The sequence below is a fragment of the Pseudomonas sp. GW821-FHT02B10 genome, from assembly GCF_059421865.1.
In genome coordinates this window covers 78,690-96,680 of the sequence record NZ_JBWKVU010000018.1, presented here as the reverse complement: position 1 = coordinate 96,680, position 17,991 = coordinate 78,690, and the positions used below count along the sequence as shown (strand labels likewise).

General features: G+C 65.5%; 13 protein-coding genes. 12 read left to right on the top strand and 1 reads right to left on the bottom strand.

The features are described 5' to 3' along the window. Positions 1 to 137 precede the first annotated feature (137 nt). Both AC07VU_RS28485 and AC07VU_RS28480 read left to right on the top strand, forming a co-directional pair. Complete coding sequence (locus tag AC07VU_RS28485; RefSeq protein ID WP_277588950.1) at positions 138 to 419, top strand: putative quinol monooxygenase; 282 nt, start codon at positions 138 to 140, stop codon at positions 417 to 419. 97 nt (positions 420 to 516) lie between these two features. Next, the gene (locus AC07VU_RS28480; protein ID WP_495030904.1) at positions 517 to 936 is read left to right on the top strand and encodes a cupin domain-containing protein; all 420 of its coding nucleotides are present in this window, start codon (positions 517 to 519) and stop codon (positions 934 to 936) included. A 360-nt stretch (positions 937 to 1,296) separates the two neighbouring features. Here AC07VU_RS28480 and AC07VU_RS28475 read toward each other — a convergent pair whose 3' ends face one another. Continuing rightward, positions 1,297 to 6,165: an NAD-glutamate dehydrogenase gene (locus AC07VU_RS28475; RefSeq protein WP_495030903.1), complete on the bottom strand. Its 4,869-nt coding sequence runs from the start codon at positions 6,163 to 6,165 to the stop codon at positions 1,297 to 1,299. Between the two features lie 497 nt (positions 6,166 to 6,662). Here AC07VU_RS28475 and AC07VU_RS28470 point away from each other — a divergent pair, with 497 nt between their 5' ends. The 10 genes from AC07VU_RS28470 to AC07VU_RS28425 all read left to right on the top strand — a co-directional run bounded on the left by AC07VU_RS28470 (position 6,663) and on the right by AC07VU_RS28425 (position 17,940). After that, entirely contained in the window at positions 6,663 to 7,016 is a 354-nt protein-coding gene (locus AC07VU_RS28470; protein WP_274306679.1) for a hypothetical protein, read from the top strand. 153 nt (positions 7,017 to 7,169) lie between these two features. Beyond that, a complete protein-coding gene (locus AC07VU_RS28465; RefSeq protein WP_007925785.1) occupies positions 7,170 to 7,880 on the top strand; it encodes a FadR/GntR family transcriptional regulator in 711 nt (236 codons plus the stop codon). A gap of 114 nt (positions 7,881 to 7,994) precedes the next feature. Next, positions 7,995 to 9,188 (top strand): L-2-hydroxyglutarate oxidase, encoded by a 1,194-nt coding sequence (lhgO, locus tag AC07VU_RS28460; protein WP_495030902.1) that lies wholly within the window; start codon positions 7,995 to 7,997, stop codon positions 9,186 to 9,188. 63 nt (positions 9,189 to 9,251) lie between these two features. Next, entirely contained in the window at positions 9,252 to 10,592 is a 1,341-nt protein-coding gene (locus AC07VU_RS28455; protein ID WP_495030901.1) for an MFS transporter, read from the top strand. Between the two features lie 475 nt (positions 10,593 to 11,067). Then, entirely contained in the window at positions 11,068 to 12,027 is a 960-nt protein-coding gene (locus tag AC07VU_RS28450) for an AAA family ATPase (RefSeq protein WP_007925774.1), read from the top strand. Between the two features lie 5 nt (positions 12,028 to 12,032). Then, entirely contained in the window at positions 12,033 to 12,977 is a 945-nt protein-coding gene (locus tag AC07VU_RS28445) for a DUF58 domain-containing protein (protein WP_007925772.1), read from the top strand. Beyond that, positions 12,974 to 13,468 carry a DUF4381 domain-containing protein gene (locus AC07VU_RS28440; protein WP_007925765.1) on the top strand — a complete coding sequence of 165 codons (495 nt, stop codon included), beginning with the start codon at positions 12,974 to 12,976 and terminating at the stop codon, positions 13,466 to 13,468. The genes AC07VU_RS28445 and AC07VU_RS28440 overlap by 4 nt, the downstream gene beginning before the upstream one ends. Next, positions 13,461 to 14,537: a vWA domain-containing protein gene (locus AC07VU_RS28435; protein ID WP_053260943.1), complete on the top strand. Its 1,077-nt coding sequence runs from the start codon at positions 13,461 to 13,463 to the stop codon at positions 14,535 to 14,537. Before AC07VU_RS28440 ends, AC07VU_RS28435 begins: the two co-directional genes overlap by 8 nt. After that, positions 14,534 to 16,294, top strand: coding sequence for a vWA domain-containing protein (locus AC07VU_RS28430; RefSeq protein WP_495030900.1), 1,761 nt, complete (start codon positions 14,534 to 14,536; stop codon positions 16,292 to 16,294). Before AC07VU_RS28435 ends, AC07VU_RS28430 begins: the two co-directional genes overlap by 4 nt. Next, positions 16,291 to 17,940, top strand: a complete 1,650-nt coding sequence (locus AC07VU_RS28425) for a BatD family protein (protein WP_495030899.1) — start codon at positions 16,291 to 16,293, stop codon at positions 17,938 to 17,940. The genes AC07VU_RS28430 and AC07VU_RS28425 overlap by 4 nt, the downstream gene beginning before the upstream one ends. Positions 17,941 to 17,991 lie beyond the last annotated feature (51 nt).

Genomic DNA, 17,991 nt, shown 5'->3' with positions numbered 1-17,991 from the left:
CTTGTGGCCCTATTCTGAGCCTCCAGCAAACGCCGTGACTGCAACTGCGATCTTGAGATCCCGCACCTGCTACGTCGGAGTGCCGCCCAAGCCGATCGCAGCCTGCGGCAGCGGCTACAGGTCGCGGAGGGTTCTAGATGTCCAGTCCAGCCATCAATATCGTGCAGATCAGGGCCGTCCAGGGCCGTTCGGAGGAGCTTGGCCAGCAGTTGACCACGCTTCTCGCCGCCCTGCGCGAGGCTCCCGGTTGCCTGACGTACAGCGCCCAGTGCAACACAGCGGACCCGCAGCACTGGACCGTGCGCGGCCAGTGGCGCTCGGCGGCCGAGATGCAGGCGCATTTCCATCTGCCGGCGGCCCAGGGTTTCATCGACCTGCTGGACCGCCGCCTGGCCTGCGCCCTCGACTTCGAACATTGAGGCATTGGTCTGCCGTTCTTTGCCGGGATTGGTTATAGGCCGGTCGCGCCAGCGGGCTTACCTTGAGCCGGCCCCTTTCGCACCGGAGAATCCGACCATGAAACCCCTCGCTGCCCTGACCTGCGCCCTCGCCGGCCTGGCCCTGCTCACCTCCCTGGGCGTTGCCGCCCATGACCCGGAGTACGGCCAGGAAAAAACCAGGATCCTGCAGGAACATGCCTTGAACAACCTGCCGGGCAAGACCGCGCTGATGCTCACCGTCGACTACGCACCGGGCCAGGCCACGGTGCCGCACATGCACAAGGGCGCGGCCCTGGCCTATGTGCTCGAAGGCGAGATCACCTCGCGGGTCAACGACGAACCGGCCATCACCTACAAGGCGGGCGAATCCTGGTACGAACCGGCCGGCTCGCAGCACCCGGTGTCGGCCAACGCCAGCGCCAGCAAACCCGCCAGGCTGCTGGTGTTCATGCTCAAGGACGCCAAGGACGACGTGCTGACGCCGCTGAAGCAGTAAGCGCCTGGCAGCAGATACTCCGTAGGAGCGAGGCTTGCCCGCGATCCGCGCAGCGGCCAGGCGCCTTTTTCATCGATTTGGGAAATGGTGTTGCCTGTTCTGGCGTCATCGCGAGCAAGCTTCGCTCCTACAGAAGCGGCGGGTTTCGTAACGACAGATATCCCGTAGGAGCGGTGTGCTTTTTGTAGCCGCTGCCGCAGGCTGCGATCGAGCGGAACGCTCGCAGGGATCTTGCAGGCGCCTGAGACCCTGCGACCAGCATGGTCGGACCATCGCAACCTGCGGCAGCTACGACATTTCGTGAGGCCATGAAAAAAGCCCCGTATCTCGCGATACGGGGCTTTTTCATTTACCACTCGATCAGGCCGCTACAAGGCCCGATTGACCGCTCATGGCCAGGTCCAGCAACTCGCGGTTGGCCACCGCGTACATGGCGTAGTCGGTGCCGCTGGCGGCACGGATTTCCACCAGCATCGTGCGCCAGCGCTCGACCATGCTCTGGTTCTGCTCAAGCCACAGGGCCACGCGGGCTTCCATGTCTTGCGGCGCGTCGGCCATTTGCAGGACCGAGATGGTGATCGCCCGCTGCTGCCAGTCCACGTCGTCGCGGAAGGCTTCGCGTGCCTGGGCCTGCCAGTTGTTGGCCACCGGCAGATCGCTGATCTGCTGCAGGTACCACGGCAGGTCCAGGGCGCTGCCCACGGCGAAGTAGGCCTTGGCCACATCGGCGGCGTCGTGCCCGGTGACATCCGCGGCCTCGATGATCGGCAACAGGGTGTACAGGTGGGTGGTACCTGCCACCATGCGCGCCAACAGCTCAGGCACGCCGGCTTCGACGTAAGCGGTGTAGCGGGTCTGCCAGCCTTCGCGAGTCGGGCCTTCCAGCAGTTCGTCGAGCTTGAGGCCCAGCGCCGCCAGGTGCGGACCGAAGTGCGCGACGTCACGGGCGGCATCCTGCTCGTTGCGACGGCTGCGCAGGAACCAGCGGGTGGCGCGACGGCCAAGGCGCATCAGCTCGTCCATCAGCTCCAGTTGCACCTGAGCCGAGACCTGGTGGTCCAGGGCTTCGATCTGGCGGAACCAGTGCGGGAGATGGAAGATGTCACGCACGATCACATAGGCGCCCGCCACGTTGGCCGGACTCATGCCAGTGGACTCCTTCAAGCGCTGCACGAAGGTGATGCCCATGTGGTTGACCAGGTCGTTGGCGATCTGGGTGCTGACGATCTCGCGCTTCAGGCGGTGACGGCGCATGGCCTCGGCGAACTTGCTGACCAGGGTCGGCGGGAACGCGGTTTCCATGTCGCGGGTCAGGTAGTCGTCGTCCGGTACCAGGGAGTTGAGCAACTGCTCCTTGAGGTCGATCTTGCTGTAGGAGATCAGCACCGACAGTTCCGGACGGGTCAGCCCGTGGCCGGCGGCGACGCGCTCGTTGAGTTGATCTTCCGACGGCAGGAACTCGATGGCGCGGTCCAGCTTGCCACGGCCTTCCAGGTCGCTCATCAGGCGCTTGTACTCGGCGATCCGGGCGAAGGCACGACGGGCCGCCAGGGACAGGGCCTGGGTCTGCTTGTAGTTGTTGCCCAACACCAGGCCACCGACTTCGTCGGTCATGCTCGCCAGCAGCTGGTTACGCTGCTTGTCAGTCATGTCGCCGGCATGCACCACTTCGTTGAGCAGGATCTTGATGTTCACTTCGTGGTCGGAGCAGTCCACGCCACCGGCGTTGTCGATGAAGTCGGTGTTGGAACCACCGCCATTGAGGCCGAACTCCACACGACCCAGCTGGGTCATGCCGAGGTTGCCGCCCTCGCCCACCACCTTGCAGCGCAACTCGTTACCGTTCACGCGCAGTGCATCGTTGGCCTTGTCGCCGACATCGGCGTGGCTTTCCGTGCTGGCCTTGACGTAGGTACCGATACCGCCGTTCCACAACAGGTCCACCGGCGCCTTGAGCAAGGCGTTGAGCAGCTCGGTCGGGGTCAGCTTGTCGGCCTGGATGTCGAAGCGTTCTTTCATCTGCGGCGAAATGGCGATGCTCTTCGCGCTGCGCGAGAAGATGCCGCCGCCTTCGGACATGATGCTGGTGTCGTAGTCGCTCCAGGCCGAACGCGGCAGGTCGAACATGCGCTGGCGCTCGGCGAAGCTGGTGGCCGGGTCCGGATTCGGGTCGATGAAGATGTGCATATGGTTGAAGGCCGCGACCAGCTGCAGTTTGTCGGACATCAGCAAGCCGTTGCCGAACACGTCGCCGGCCATGTCACCGACGCCTACTACTGTGATGCTGTCTTGCTGGACATTGATGCCGCGCTCGCGGAAGTGGCGCTGCACGCCGACCCACGCGCCCTTGGCGGTGATGCCCATTTTCTTGTGGTCGTAACCGGCGGAACCGCCGGAAGCGAACGCATCGCCCAGCCAGAAGCCGTAGTCGATGGCGATGCCGTTGGCGATGTCGGAGAAAGTCGCGGTGCCCTTGTCCGCCGCCACCACCAGGTACGGGTCATCGTCGTCGTGACGTACCACGTTGGCCGGCGGCACCAGGGCGCCGTCCTTCAGGTTGTCGGTGATGTCCAGCAGGCCGGAGATGAAGATGCGGTAGCAGGCGATGCCTTCGGCCGCGATCTCGTCCCGGCTGCCGCCCACTGGCAGGCGACGCGGCAGGAAGCCGCCCTTGGCGCCCACCGGCACGATCACCGAGTTCTTCACTTGCTGGGCCTTTACCAGGCCGAGGACTTCGGTACGGAAGTCTTCTTCGCGGTCGGACCAGCGCAGGCCGCCACGGGCAACGTTGCCGAAGCGCAGGTGCACGCCTTCGACGCGCGGCGAGTAGACGAAGATTTCGAACTTCGGCACCGGCTTGGGCAGCTCGGGAATCAAGTGCGGGTTGAACTTGAAGCTGAAGTACGACTTGTTATGGCCGTTGGCGTCGGTCTGGTAGAAGTTGGTCCGCAGGGTGGCCTTGATCAGGTCCAGGTAGCGACGCAGGATGCGGTCTTCGTTGAGCACCTGGACATCGTCCAGGGCGCTGAGGATCGCGTGCTCCAGGCGCTGCTGCTTGTCTTCCAGGTCATCGCTGCCGAGCTTGCGCGCCAGGTAGAAGCGGGTCTTGAACAACCGGGTCAGCTCGCGGGCGATATCGGTGTGGTTGTTCAGGGTGCTGGCGATGTAGCCCAGGTCGAAGCCCAGGCGGATCTGCTTCAGGTAACGGGCATAGGCACGCAGCAGCGCGACGTCGCGCCATGGCAGGCCGGCGGTCAGCACCAGGCGGTTGAACGCATCGTTCTCGGCATCGCCACGCACGATGTGGACGAAGGCGTCCTGCAGGGTGTCGTTGAGCTGCTGGATATCCAGGTTCAGGCCTTCGGCCGCGGTGAAGGCGAAGTCGTGGATCCAGAACTCACGGCCGCTGGCGTGACGCAGGCGATATGGGAACTCGCCGAGCACGCGCAGGCCGAGGTTTTCCAGGATCGGCAGCACGTCGGACAGCGCCAGCGGGGTATCGGCGTGATACAGCTTGCAGTGCAACAGCGGCTGGCTGGTGGACTGGGTCAGCGGCTGGTAGAAGCTCATCACCAGCGGGTTGGCCTCGGACAGGCTCAGCAGGTGCTGCATGTCGACCACCGCCGAATGCGCGGCGAAGCGCTCGCGGTAGCCGGCCGGGAAGCCTTTCGGGAAGTCGGCCAGGACATTGGTGCCGTGGGCTTCGCCGAAGCTTTCGACGGTCAGCGCGGCGTAGTCGTCCTGCCAGCTGCGGCAGGCCTGCACCACTTCTTTTTCCAGCAGCAGCGGGTCGATGTCGATGCGGTTCTTCGGGTCGACCCGCAGGATCAGTTGCACACGCGCCAGCACGGACTCGGAGAAGAAGGTCCAGAACTCGCAGTCGGTGGCCTTCAGGCGATCCATCAGCACCTGCTGGATCTTCTGCCGCACTTCGGTGGAATAGATGTCGCGCGGCACATAGGCCAGGCAGTAGCAGAAACGACCGTACGGGTCCTTGCGCAGGAACACGCGGATCTTGTTGCGTTCCTGGATCTGCACGATCGACATCACGGTGTTGAACAGCTCGTCGACCGGGGTCTGGAACAGGTCGTCGCGCGGCAGCACCTCGAGGACCTGGGCCAGTTCCTTGCCCAGGTGCGCCTTGGCCTGGAAGCCGGAGCGCTGTTCGATGATTTCCACCTTGCGGCGGATATAAGGAATCACCCGCACGCTTTCGCCGTACACCGACGAGGTGTACAGGCCCATGAAGCGGCATTCCTTGAGCACGTTGCCATTGGCATCGATCTGGCGGATCGACACGTAGTCCGGGTAGGCCGGACGGTGTACACGGCTTGGGTGGGCGGCCTTGGCGAACGACAGCGGCGTCGGTTCGCGCAGGTAGTTCACGGCGTAGTCTTCGATGCGCAGGTCGTCGACGGTGAGGCCGGCGCGCAGCAGCTTGGTCAGGCCGAGGAAGGAGTCCTGGTCGTACTCGATATGGCCACCGTGGTGGTCCTCGCGCACCACGAACTCTTCGTAGCCGAGGAAGGTGAAGTGGTTGCCCACCAGCCATTCCAGGAAGCTCTTGATCTCGCCCTTTTCATCGGCGTCGATCTCGAACTGGCTGTTGCCGATGCCATCGATCAGTTCCTGGACCTTGGCTTTCATCGGCTCGAAATCGGCCACGGCGACGCGCACCTCGCCAAGCACCTGCTCCAGTTCCTTGCTCAGGACATTGAGCTCGGCGGTGTTGGCGCAGCGGTCGATCTCCAGGTACATCAGCGATTCTTGCAGGATGCCTTCGCCCTGGGTGCCCTTGGGCAGGATTTCCAACAGCTCGTTCTTGCTCCCGCGACGCACGCTCAGCACGGTGGTCTGCAGGGTATGGATGCTGTAGCCGCGGCGGTTCAGCTCGGTGCGGACCGAGTCCACCAGGAACGGCAGGTCATGGTGCAGCACTTCGACCGCGGTGTGGGTCGACTGCCAGCCATGACGTTCGTAATCGGGGTTGTAGACGCGCACTTGCGGTTGCGCGTGGTCGAAGCGCTCAAGCAGGCGCCAGGCAGAAAGGGTGCAGCCCGCCAGGTCGGACAAGCGACGCTGGGTGAGTTCGTCCAGAGAAATGATGCCGAAGAATTGTTCAGCGAACAGCGCCACTTGTGGCAGTGCCTGTTCACTGATGTGCTGCGCCAGTGCCGCTTGCAGTTGGTGCTGGAAGTCGGCCTTGCTGGCTGCGGTGAAGAACGCCATCTGTGGTACTCCGCTTGGGCTTGTTATTGAGTAAAGCGTCGCATGCAATCCCCTTGCGGGGGTGTCGGTCATCCTGCTCCTGGATCTCGGGCAGAGGTCGCAGGATGACAGGGTGGTGAAGCTGTACGAGACGCTCAGGTCACATTCACCGTTCCCGGATGGGCATCTGCAAAAACGACTGCCACGGTGCGCCGGGCAATGCCTTTACAGGTGCTCATCCGTTGCGCAGCTTAACGAGTGCGGCAAGCGCGCTGCTTGCGGTGCTGCGACATATTCGGTCATTGGCAGGCAACTGGCGGGCCAGGCCTTGAACAACACTAGCAGCCGCCGGACAAAACGGCGGTCGCGCCGAGGCTTTACGGGACTGTCGTACCAGAAACAGTCTGCATCGGGAACCCACTCTCTGACACACAAAGCAGCAGAAATTCCCCCGGGCTGGCAGAATTGCACTTTGTTCGCCCCGCTCCCCCACCGGAGCCAGCCCCAGGACTCGCCCCATGCAAATGACCACCGCCCACCTGATCGCCAACCCGTGCGACGACGAAGAAGACAACATGGCCATGCTCTGCTGCCACAGCAACCAGGGCGAGATGTTCCTGATGACCCGCTACCCGGACGAGGACGAACTGGAGATCACCCTGGACGGCGAACCCTCGACCCTGGACGGGGTGAAAGTCACCCTGGGCCCGACCCGCCTGCTGATCGAAATCGCCGCGGCCGACGCCGACGCGCTCAATGGCAGCGATCACCTGGAGATCCTGCACAACACCGCGGCGACAGACCTGGCGGAAGTCGAGCAAACCCTGCAGAACATCCTCAAGGGCACCGGCACCTATATCAGCGAGCTTTGATTTTTACGAGCTCTGCGATTTTACGAGCTCTGATTTTACGAGCTCTGATCGACGAGCTTTGATTCAACCCGCTTTGAGCCACCGACTGGTTTCTTGACAAGAAACCGGCGCCCCGGCATTGTCTGACAACCTGACTTACGAGCCCCCTCTTCCATGCTTCAGCTCCAGCGCCCCGACACCCTGGTCGAACGAGTGGTCAACGCGATCCGCAAGGAGATCGACGCCGGCCGCCTGACCGCCGAATCGCGCCTGCCGACCGAACAGCAACTAACCGAGCAACTGAACGTCAGCCGCTCGGTGGTGCGCGAGGCCGTGGCGCAACTCAAGGCCGACGGCATCCTGGTCAGCCGCCGCGGGCTGGGCTCGTTCATTTCGCAGAATCCCAACGGCAGCGTGTTCCGTTTTCCCAGCCAGAAGGGCCGCAAGCCCGACCTGGTGCAGATGTTCGAAATGCGCCTGTGGATCGAGACCCAGGCCGCCTCCATTGCCGCCCAGCGCCGCGACGACGCCGACCTGCAACGCATGCGCAGCGCCCTGCAAGAGATGCACGACCAGCGCAGCGATCTGGCCGCGGCCGCCCTGGCCGACGTGGAGTTCCACCGGGCCATCGCCGATGCCAGCAAGAACCACTACTTCGTCGCCTTCCATGATTTTCTCCGTGGCCAGCTGGCCGAAGCGCGGCGCACCGCCTGGGAAAACTCGGCGGCCCATTCGGTCGGCGGTTCCGCCGATGCCGGCCGCGAACACCAGGCGCTGTACGAAGCCATCGCCGCCGGTGACCGGCAGCAGGCCGCCGCCTGCGCCGAAGCGCACCTGCGAGCCGCGGCCAAACGCTTGAAAATCGACCTGCCGAGTATCGATTAACCCCCTGAAACCCACTGTCTGGCGGACGCTGCCGCGCGGCGTCTTTTGTTTGCTTAGCTTTGTCTGACAACCTGATGATCAGACCCAAACAAGAATAACCAAGGTGACATCTGCATGATCTACGACTACTGCATCATCGGCGGCGGCATCGTTGGCCTCGCCACCGCCATGGCGCTGCTCGAACGCCAGCCCGGCGCCTCGCTGCTGATCCTGGAAAAGGAAAACCTCCTGGCCCGGCACCAGACCGGCCACAACAGCGGCGTGATCCACGCCGGCATCTACTACGCCCCGGGCAGCCTCAAGGCCGACCTGTGCAAGCGCGGCGCCCAGGCGACCAAGGATTTCTGCATCCAGCACGGGATCAGGTTCGAGGTCTGCGGCAAGCTGTTGGTGGCCTCCACGCCGCTGGAAGTCGAGCGCATGCATGCCTTGTACGAGCGCTCGCAGCAGAACGGCCTGAAGGTCGAACGGCTGGATGCGCAAGAGCTGCAGCGGCGCGAACCGAACATCGTCGGCCTCGGCGGCCTGTTCCTCGATGCCACCGGTATTGTCGACTACAAGCAGGTGTGCGAAGCCATGGCCCGGGTCATTCAGCAGGCCGGCGGCGAAGTGCAGCTGCAAACCACGGTGCGCGCCATCGCAGAAACCACCGACAAGGTCACCATCAGCAGCGACGACAAGGTCTGGAGCGCCCGCCAGCTGGTGGCCTGCGCCGGCCTGCAATCGGATCGCCTGGCGGCCCTGGCCGGGGTCAGGATCGACCACCAGATCATCCCGTTCCGCGGCGAGTACTTCCGCCTGCCGGCGGCGAAGAACGCCATCGTCAATCACCTGATCTACCCGATCCCCGATCCGGAGCTGCCGTTTCTCGGCGTGCACCTGACCCGGATGATAGACGGCAGCGTCACGGTCGGGCCCAACGCCGTACTCGGCCTGGGCCGGGAAAACTATCGCAAGTTCTCCATCAACTGGCGCGACGTGGCCGAGTACGCAACCTTCCCCGGTTTCTGGAAAACCATCTGGAACAACCTCGGTTCCGGCACCACGGAAATGAAGAACTCGCTGTTCAAGCGCGGCTACCTGGAGCAGTGCCGCAAATACTGCCCGTCCCTGGAAGTCGCCGACCTGCTGCCGTATGAGGCCGGGATTCGCGCCCAGGCGGTGATGCGCGACGGCACCCTGGTGCACGACTTCCTGTTCGCCGAAACCCCGCGCATGGTCCACGTCTGCAATGCCCCCTCGCCGGCCGCGACCTCGGCCATCCCCATCGGCCAGATGATTGCCGAGAGAATCCTCAAAGCCCGTTGATCCCCGCTGCACGGGTGCCTGGCGCCCGCTTGAAAATAACTACAAACAACAAGGAACCCTCAGATGTCAGTCCATGAGGCGGCCCCGGCCGCATGCGAAACGCCACAACAAAAACAAAAACGCCTGCGCAAGGTCGCGGCGGCGACCATCTTCGGCTCGATGCTGGAGTGGTACGACTTCTATCTGTACGCCACCATGGCGGCCATCGTCTTCTCGAAAATCTTCTTCGACCCCAGCAACCCGAAAGTCGCCTCGCTGCTGGCGTTCTCCACCTTTGCCATCGGCTTTATCGCCCGGCCCTTCGGCGGCGTGCTGTTCGGCTATCTGGGCGACCGGTTCGGGCGCAAGCAGGTGCTGGTCATCACCTTCTGCATGATGGGTGTGTGCACCACGCTGATCGGCCTGATTCCCAGCTATGCCTCGATCGGCATCTGGGCGCCGATCATCCTGGTGCTGGTGCGGATCATCCAGGGCCTCGGTGCTGGCGCCGAACTGTCCGGCGCGGCGGTGACCTCCTATGAGCACGCCAGCGAAGGCAAGCGCGGCAGCCAGGGGGCCTGGCCGGCGCTGGGCCTGAACCTGGGCCTGCTGCTGTCGTCGCTGACCGTCTACCTGCTGACCATGAACGGCAACGACTTCCTGCTCTCCGGCGGCTGGCGCATTCCGTTCGTTTGCAGCATCGCCCTGGTCGGCGTCGGCCTGTGGGTACGGCGCAGCATTCCGGAAACCCCGCAGTTCGAGAAGCTGGACAAGGCGCAGGAAAAGCACAGTGCCAAGGCCCAGGCCTCGCCCCTCAAGCTGCTGTTCAAGAACGACCTCAAGGGCCTGGCCGTGGTGCTGTTCGTGGCCATCGGCTACAACGCCCTGAGCTACATCTTCAAGACCTTCTCCCTGGCCTACCTGACCCAGTACAAAGGCGTCGAGGCCCATGTCACTTCGCTGTCGGTGACCATCGCCAGCCTGGTGGCGATAGTCGCCGTGCCCTGCTTCGGCTGGCTCTGCGACAAGTGGAGCAGCAAGAAGGTGCTGATGCTCGGCGGCCTGTGCTCGGTGTTGTTCGCCTATCCGTTCCTGAGCCTGCTCAATACCGGCGAGCCGCTGATGATCTACCTGGCCATCGCCATCGGCACCGGGGTATTGGCGCCGATGATGTTCGCGCCCCAGGGCTCGTTCCTCAGCCGCCAGTTCCCGACCCAGACCCGCTCCTCCGGCTTCGGTACCGGCCGTGAAATCGGCACCGCCATCGCCGGTGGCCTGGCGCCCCTGGGCGGGCTGGCCCTGGTGGCCAACTCGGCGACTCACTCGACCGACGGGGTGGCGCTGATCCTGGCGGTCTCGGCGGTGATGGTGGTGGTCTTCGCCCTGTGCGACCAGGGCCGCAAGCACTCCAGCTTCAAGAACTGAGCGCCCGCCACTGACGCGCCGTCAATCGGACGCCGCGGAGTTTCAGGTAGGCCCGGTGCGCAGGCCTTGCGAGGACTGCGTCCTCGATCGCAGCCTCGCGGGCTCGGCAGCGGCTACAGGACCACGCACGACTCCGGTTTCCACGGGGCGGCGCTGGCCCTGGCCTTTACCTGTAGCCGCTGCCGAGCGCAGCGAGGCTGCGATCGGGCGCGCAGCGGCCGTCAACCGGGCGTCGCGGAGTTTCAGGTAGACCCAGTGCGCAGGCATTCCGACACAGCGGCCGTCAGGGCGACGCGCCAGGCACCTGCCGCCTTCCTCCCCCCCAGGTCTCGTGATACGACCCGGGGGTTGCCGGTTATTTACAGAAATTTGCCAGGTGCCGTTAGTCGCCGGGGGCCCGGATGGATTAAAGTAACGCCCCCAGCCTTGGCGTTATTCGAACGCCCTCGGTCACCCTCTGCAGGAACAGTCATCGATGGAACATCGTGAAGCGCTACTCGCGCTGCGAACCTTTCTTTCAACGCAGATTCTCGGCCAGGAAAAACTCATCGAGCGCTTGCTCATCGCCCTGCTCGCCGACGGCCACATGCTGGTCGAGGGCGCCCCGGGCCTGGCCAAGACCAAGGCCATCAAAGAGTTGGCCGAAGGCATCGAAGCGCAGTTCCATCGCATCCAGTTCACCCCCGACCTGCTGCCGGCCGACATCACCGGCACCGAAATCTATCGTCCGGAAACCGGCAGCTTCGTATTCCAGCAAGGGCCGATCTTCCACAACCTGGTGCTGGCCGACGAAATCAACCGCGCCCCGGCCAAGGTCCAGTCGGCCTTGCTCGAAGCCATGGGCGAGCGCCAGGTCAGCGTCGGCCGCAGCACTTATGAGCTGTCGCCGCTGTTCCTGGTGATGGCCACGCAGAACCCCATCGAGCAGGAAGGCACCTACCCGCTGCCCGAAGCCCAGCTCGACCGTTTCCTGATGCACGTCAAGATCGGCTTCCCCGACGCCGCCGTCGAACGGCGCATCCTGCAACAGGCCCGTGGCGAGGCGCTGAACGGCGAAACCAAGCCCGAGCGTCGCATCAGCCAGCAGGCGATCTTCGCCGCGCGCAAGGAAATCCTCGGCCTGTACATGGCCGACGCCGTGGAGGAATACCTGGTGCAGTTGGTGATGGCCACCCGCACCCCGGCCAAGTTCGACCCGGAGATGGCCGAATGGATCGCCTATGGCGCCAGCCCGCGCGGTTCCATCGCCCTCGACCGCTGCGCCCGGGCCCACGCCTGGCTGGCCGGGCGCGACTTCGTCAGCCCCGAGGACATCCAGGCGGTGCTGTTCGATGTGTTGCGCCACCGCATCATTCTGTCTTTCGAAGCAGAAGCCGCCGGCATCGACCAGGACCGGGTGGTCCAGCGGATTCTCGACGTCGTAGCCGTCGCTTGACCCCGATGAACGCCAGCCCTGTCGATGCCCCGGGCATCCGCGTCAGCCTCGCCGAGCTGATCGAGATGCGCCATCGCGTGCGCGAAGTGCAGCTGTTTTCCACGCCGAGCCAGCGCAGCCCGCTGGTCGGCCTGCACCACTCCAAGCTGCGCGGCCGTGGCGTCGACTTCGACCAGGTGCGGGTCTACCAGGCCGGCGACGACGTGCGCAGCATCGACTGGCGCGTCACCGCGCGCACCCAGGAACCCCACACCAAGCTGTTCCACGAAGAGCGCGAACGGCCGATCTTCATCATGGTCGAGCAGAGCCGGCGGCTGTTCTTCGGTTCCGGGCTGATGTTCAAGTCGGTGCTCGCCGCCCAGGCCGCGAGCCTGATCGGCTGGGCCGCCCTGGGCCACAACGACCGGGTCGGCGGCCTGGTGTTCGGCGACGACGAGCACTACGAGATCAAGCCGCGGCGCAGCAAACAGAGCCTGCTGCAACTGCTCAACCGTCTGGTGCGGGTCAACCAGTCGCTGCACAGCGAAACCGAACCCGAGCGCGACGCCCTCGGCACCGCCCTGCGCCGTGGCCGCGAAGTGCTGCGCCCGGGCAGCCTGGTGATCGTGATCTGCGACGAGCGTGCCCTGAGCGACGCCGCCGAACAGCAACTGAGCCTGCTGTCGCGCCACTGCGACCTGCTGCTGATGCCGCTGTCCGACCCGCTGGACCACGCCCTGCCCGCCGCCGGCCTGCTGCGCTTCGCCGAACGCGGCGCGCAGCTGGAGCTGGACACCCTCAACTACGAACTGCGCCAGGCCTACCGGGCGCAGAGCGAAGCGCGCATCGCCCGCTGGGAACTGCTGGCGCAGAAGCTGCGGGTGCTGCTGATGCCCCTGAGCACCCAGAGCGAAATGGTCGAGCAACTGCGCGAGTACCTGAACCCGCAACGCCCGGGGAAAACCCGATGAGCAGCCTCGAGCAACTGCAACCCTTGATCGCCCCGCCCGCCATCGGCCTGTGGCCGCCGGCACCGGGCTGGTGGCTGTTGCTGGTGTTGCTGCCGCTGCTCGGCTTCGGCCTGTGGCGGCTCAAGCGCTTCTGGCCGCGCCAACGCGCCCTGCCCCGCGCCGAACAACCGCTGGACCCGCTGCGCCTGGCCGCCCTCGCCGAACTGGCGCTGCTGCCCAAGCCCTACGACGGCGCGCCCGCCGGTGCCTGGTTGCAACAGCTCAATGGCTTGCTCAAGCGCCTGTGCCGCAACCATTACCCCTACAGCCAGAGCCATACCCTCAACGGCCGCAAGTGGCTGGCGTTCCTCGACAACCGCTGCCCGGCGGCCGGCCTCACGCGCTGGATGGTCCTGGTGGAAGGCGCCTACAAGCCCGAGTGCAAGCTCGACGACAAGGCCATCGCCGGCCTGACCCAGGCGGTGGAAATCTGGATTCGCAAACATGTTTGAGTTCGCCTGGCCGTGGATCTTCGCCCTGCTGCCGCTGCCCTGGCTGCTGCGGGTGCTGCTGCCGGTGGCCGACAGCGGCGAACCGGCGCTAAAAGTCAGCTTCCTCAGCGACCTGGAAGGCCTGGCCAAACGCCGCGCCCGAGCCAACCTGCCGACCTGGCGCCAGCAGGCCCCCTTTATCCTGCTGTGGCTGTTGCTGCTGGTGGCCGCCGCCCGCCCGCAATGGCTGGGCGAACCGCTGCCGGTGGCCGCCAGCGGTCGCGACCTGCTGGTGGCGGTGGATGTGTCCGGCTCCATGGACTTCCCCGACATGCAGTGGCAGGACGAAGACGTCAGCCGCCTGAACCTGGTCCAGCACCTGCTCGGCGACTTCCTGGAAAGCCGCGAAGGCGACCGCGTCGGCCTGATCCTGTTCGGCAGCAAGGCCTACCTGCAAGCGCCGCTGACCTTCGACCGGCACACCGTGCGCGTCTGGCTGGACGAAGCGAAGATCGGCATCGCCGGCAAGAACACCGCCATCGGCGACGCCATCGGCCTGGCGCTCAAGCGCCTGCGCCAGCGTCCGGCGCAGAGCCGGGTGCTGATCCTGGTCACCGACGGCGCCAACAACGGCGGCGAAATCGACCCGCTGACCGCCGCCCGCCTGGCCGCCGAAGAAGGCGTGAAGATCTACCCGATCGGCATCGGCGCCGACCCGGAGCAAAGCGGCACCCTGGGTTTCCTCGGCCTCAACCCGAGCCTGGACCTCGACGAGCCGGCCCTCAAGGCCATCGCCGAAGCCACTGGCGGGCGCTACTTCCGCGCCCGCGACAGCCAGGAGCTGCAAGCGATCAAGGACACCCTCGACCAACTGGAACCGGTGACCCAGCAGCCGACCCAGGCTCGTTCGGCGCAGGCGCTGTACAGCTGGCCGCTGGCCGCGGCGCTGCTGTTGAGCATGCTGCTGGTGGTGCGCGAGCGCTGGCCGGACCATCCGCTGCAACGCTTCTTCACCCGCGAGCGCTTTCTGCAACCTTTGCCAGACTGGCGCGAACGGCTCAAACGCCTGCGCCTGCGGAGGCGTCGATGAGCGCGCCGTTCTGGGCCGAACTCTGGCCCCACTGGTTCCGTCCCTGGTGGCTGCTGCTGTTGCCGCTGCTCGGCTGGCTGTTGTGGCAGTTGTGGCACCGGCAGAAACGCGCTGGCCGTTGGCAGATGATCCTGCCGCTGGCCTTTCACGCCGCCCTGCTCAGCGGCGGCAACGGCCGCGAAAGCAAACTGCCGTGGATCGCCCTCGGCCTGGCCTGGATTCTCGCCGTGCTGGCCCTGCTCGGCCCTGGCTGGCAGCGGGTCGAACAGACCAGCCAGAAACCGGCCGACCCGCTGGTGGTGCTGCTGGAACTGACCCCGGAAATGCTCGCCGGCGACGTCCCGCCCAATCGCCTGGAACAGGCCCGGCGCAAGCTGCTGGACCTGTTGCAGGTACGCAGCGATGCGCAGACGGCAATCGTGGTCTATGCCGGCAGCGCCCACACCCTGGTGCCGCTGTCGGACGACCTGGCCACCAGCCGCAACCTGCTGGAAGCCCTCAAGCCGTCGATCATGCCCCAGCCCGGCCATCGCGCCGACCTGGCCCTGCAAAAAGCCTTGAAGCTGCTGGACCAGGGTGCACTGGGCCAGGGCCGGATCCTGCTGATCGGCTCGTCCCTGAGCGAGCAGGAACGCCAAGGCATCCGCCAGGCCCTCGGTGGCCAGGCACCGCAGCTGTTGATGCTCGGGATCGGCAGCCGCCAGGGCTCGCCGGTGGCCCAGGAAGACGGCAGCTTTCTCAAGGACGAACAGGGCGCGATCCTCATGTCGCGCCTCGACGGTCCGAGCCTGAAGCGCTTCATCGGCGAAATAGGCGGCCGCTATCGCCCGGCGCGCCTGGACGATAACGACCTGCGCGGCCTGGGCCTGCTCAGCGGTCCGCAGAACCTGCGCAGCGACGGCCAGACCCTGCGCCTGGACACCTGGGCCGACCAGGGTTACTGGCTGCTCCTGCCGCTGTTGCTGCTGGCCGCCTGCGCCGGGCGCCGCGGCTGGCTGTTCTGCCTGCCGCTGCTGCTGTTCGCCGTGCCGCAGCCCAGCTACGCCTTCGAGTTCAACGACCTGTGGCTGCGCCCCGACCAGCAGGGCCAGCGCCTGCTGGAACAGAAGCGGCCCGGCGAGGCGGCGCAGCATTTTGAAGACCCACAGTGGCAAGGGGTGGCGCTGTACGAGGCCGACAACTACGCCGCTGCCGCTCAGCGCTTTGCCGAAGGCAACGACGCCCGCGCCCACTACAATCGTGGCAACGCCCTGGCCAAGAGCGGCGAGCTGGAAGCCGCGCTGGATGCCTACGAGCAGGCCCTGGAACTGCAACCTGAGCTTGCCGCCGCGCAAAAGAACAAGGCCCTGGTCGAACGCCTGCTGCAGGAAACCGAGCCCGCGCCGCCGGAAGAACCAGCCAAGGGCGAAAGCCAGGACAACGACGAAACCCGCCAGCCGCCGCAAGCCGGCGCGGCGACCCAGGCACCGGTCACCCCAGGCCAGCAGCCGCCGGAGAACAGCCACCCCACCAGCGCCGACGAGGCGACGGACGACGAGGTCGCCACCCCGGGCAACGATGCGGTTCCCGGCAGCGAACTGGGCGACGAACAGACCACCACGCCGCCGCTGCGCGATGCCCAGGACAATTTCGACGGCGAACACCGTCAAGCATTGGAACAATGGCTGCGGCAGATTCCGGACGATCCGGGCGAACTGCTGCGCCGCAAGTTCTGGTACGAACAGCAACAACATCAGGATCAGGGAAAAATTCGATGACCCGCTTCACCGCCCTCTTACTCACGCTTGTGCTGACACTCGGCGCCTTTGCTGCCCGGGCCGAGGGGCTGGTCGCCAGTGTCGACCGCAGCCGCGTGAACTCCGGGGAAACCGTCGAGCTGACCCTGGAATCCAACAATGTCACGCTGTTCGGCAAACCCGACCTGACCCCGCTGCAAGCGCAGTTCGAGGTCCAGGGCACGCGCCAGGTCAACCAGTTGACCAGCCTCAACGGCGACAACCGCGCCATCACCCGCTGGATCATCACCCTGCTGCCCAGGACCACCGGCACCGTGGTGATCCCGGCCCTGCAACTGGGCGACGTACAGAGCCAGCCGATCACCCTGCAGGTGCTGCAAAGCGCAAGCCGCAGCGACAGCGCGCCGCTGGAGCCGGTGTTCATCGACGCCAGCCTCGACCAGGACAGCGTCTACGTGCAGGCCCAGGCAGTGCTGACCCTGCACATCTATCACTCGGTGTCGCTGTACGACGACAGCAGCCTGACGCCGTTGCAGATCGACGACGCCCGGGTCGAACAGCTCGGCGAGTCGCGCACCTATGAAAAAGTCATCAACGGCGTGCGCCACGGCGTGATCGAGATCCGCTACGCGATCTTCCCCCAGCACAGCGGCGTGCTGGACATTCCGGAGCTGACCTTCAGTGCCACCCTGGCCGACACTGCCAGCACCCAGGACCCGGTGCCCCAGGGCCTGAAGCCGGGCAAGCTGATGCACGTGAGCTCGGCGCAGATGCCGCTGACGGTCAAGGCCAAGCCGGCCGAATACCCGGCCGACGCGCCCTGGCTGCCGGCCCGCAGCCTGAGCCTGGGGGAAAGCTGGAACCCCGAGCCGGACCACAGCCAGGTCGGCGACTCGCTGACTCGCAGTCTGACCCTCAAGGCCGAGGGCCTGTCCAGCTCGCAGCTGCCACCCTTGCCGGTGACCGAAGCCAACGGCCTGCGCAGCTACCCGGACCAGCCGCAGCTGAGCAACCAGGTCAGCGACCGCGGGCTGATCGGCAGCCGCGAAGACAGCCAGGCCCTGGTGCCGAACCGCAGCGGCAGCATCGACCTACCGGCACTGGAAGTGGTCTGGTGGAACACCCATGAGGACCACCTGGAACGCAGCAGCCTGCCGGCGCGCACTCTGCAAGTGGCGAACAACCCGAGCCTGGTGGTGGACACCCCGGCCGGCACGACGCCATCTGGCGCCGGTGGCGACAGCGGCACGCTGTGGGCCTGGAAACTCAGCACCCTGCTGCTCGCCTGCACCACCCTGCTCGGCTTCGGCCTCTGGTGGCGCGCACGCTGGCAACCGGCAATCCTGCGCGCTGTGCAGGCCGGCCCCAACCCGCGCACCCTGCTCGACGACCTCAAGCGCGCCTGCCTGGCCAACGACCCGCAAGCCACCCGCCAGGCCCTGGATGCCTGGGCCCGCCAGCAACCGGAAACCCTGGCCGACATGGCCGCCCGCTTCGTGCCCCTGTCCGACGCCCTGGACGGCCTCAACGGCGCGCTCTACAGCGAAACCGGCCACTACTGGCAAGGCGAAGAACTGTGGCGCGCGATCCGCGCCATCCCGATCGCCGAACATGTACAGACCCCGCTGGCCGACACCAGCAGCCTGCCGCCGCTGTATCCGAAATAATCGAGAAAACCCGGCAACCGTCCGAGCCAATTCCCACCTCCATTTCAGAAT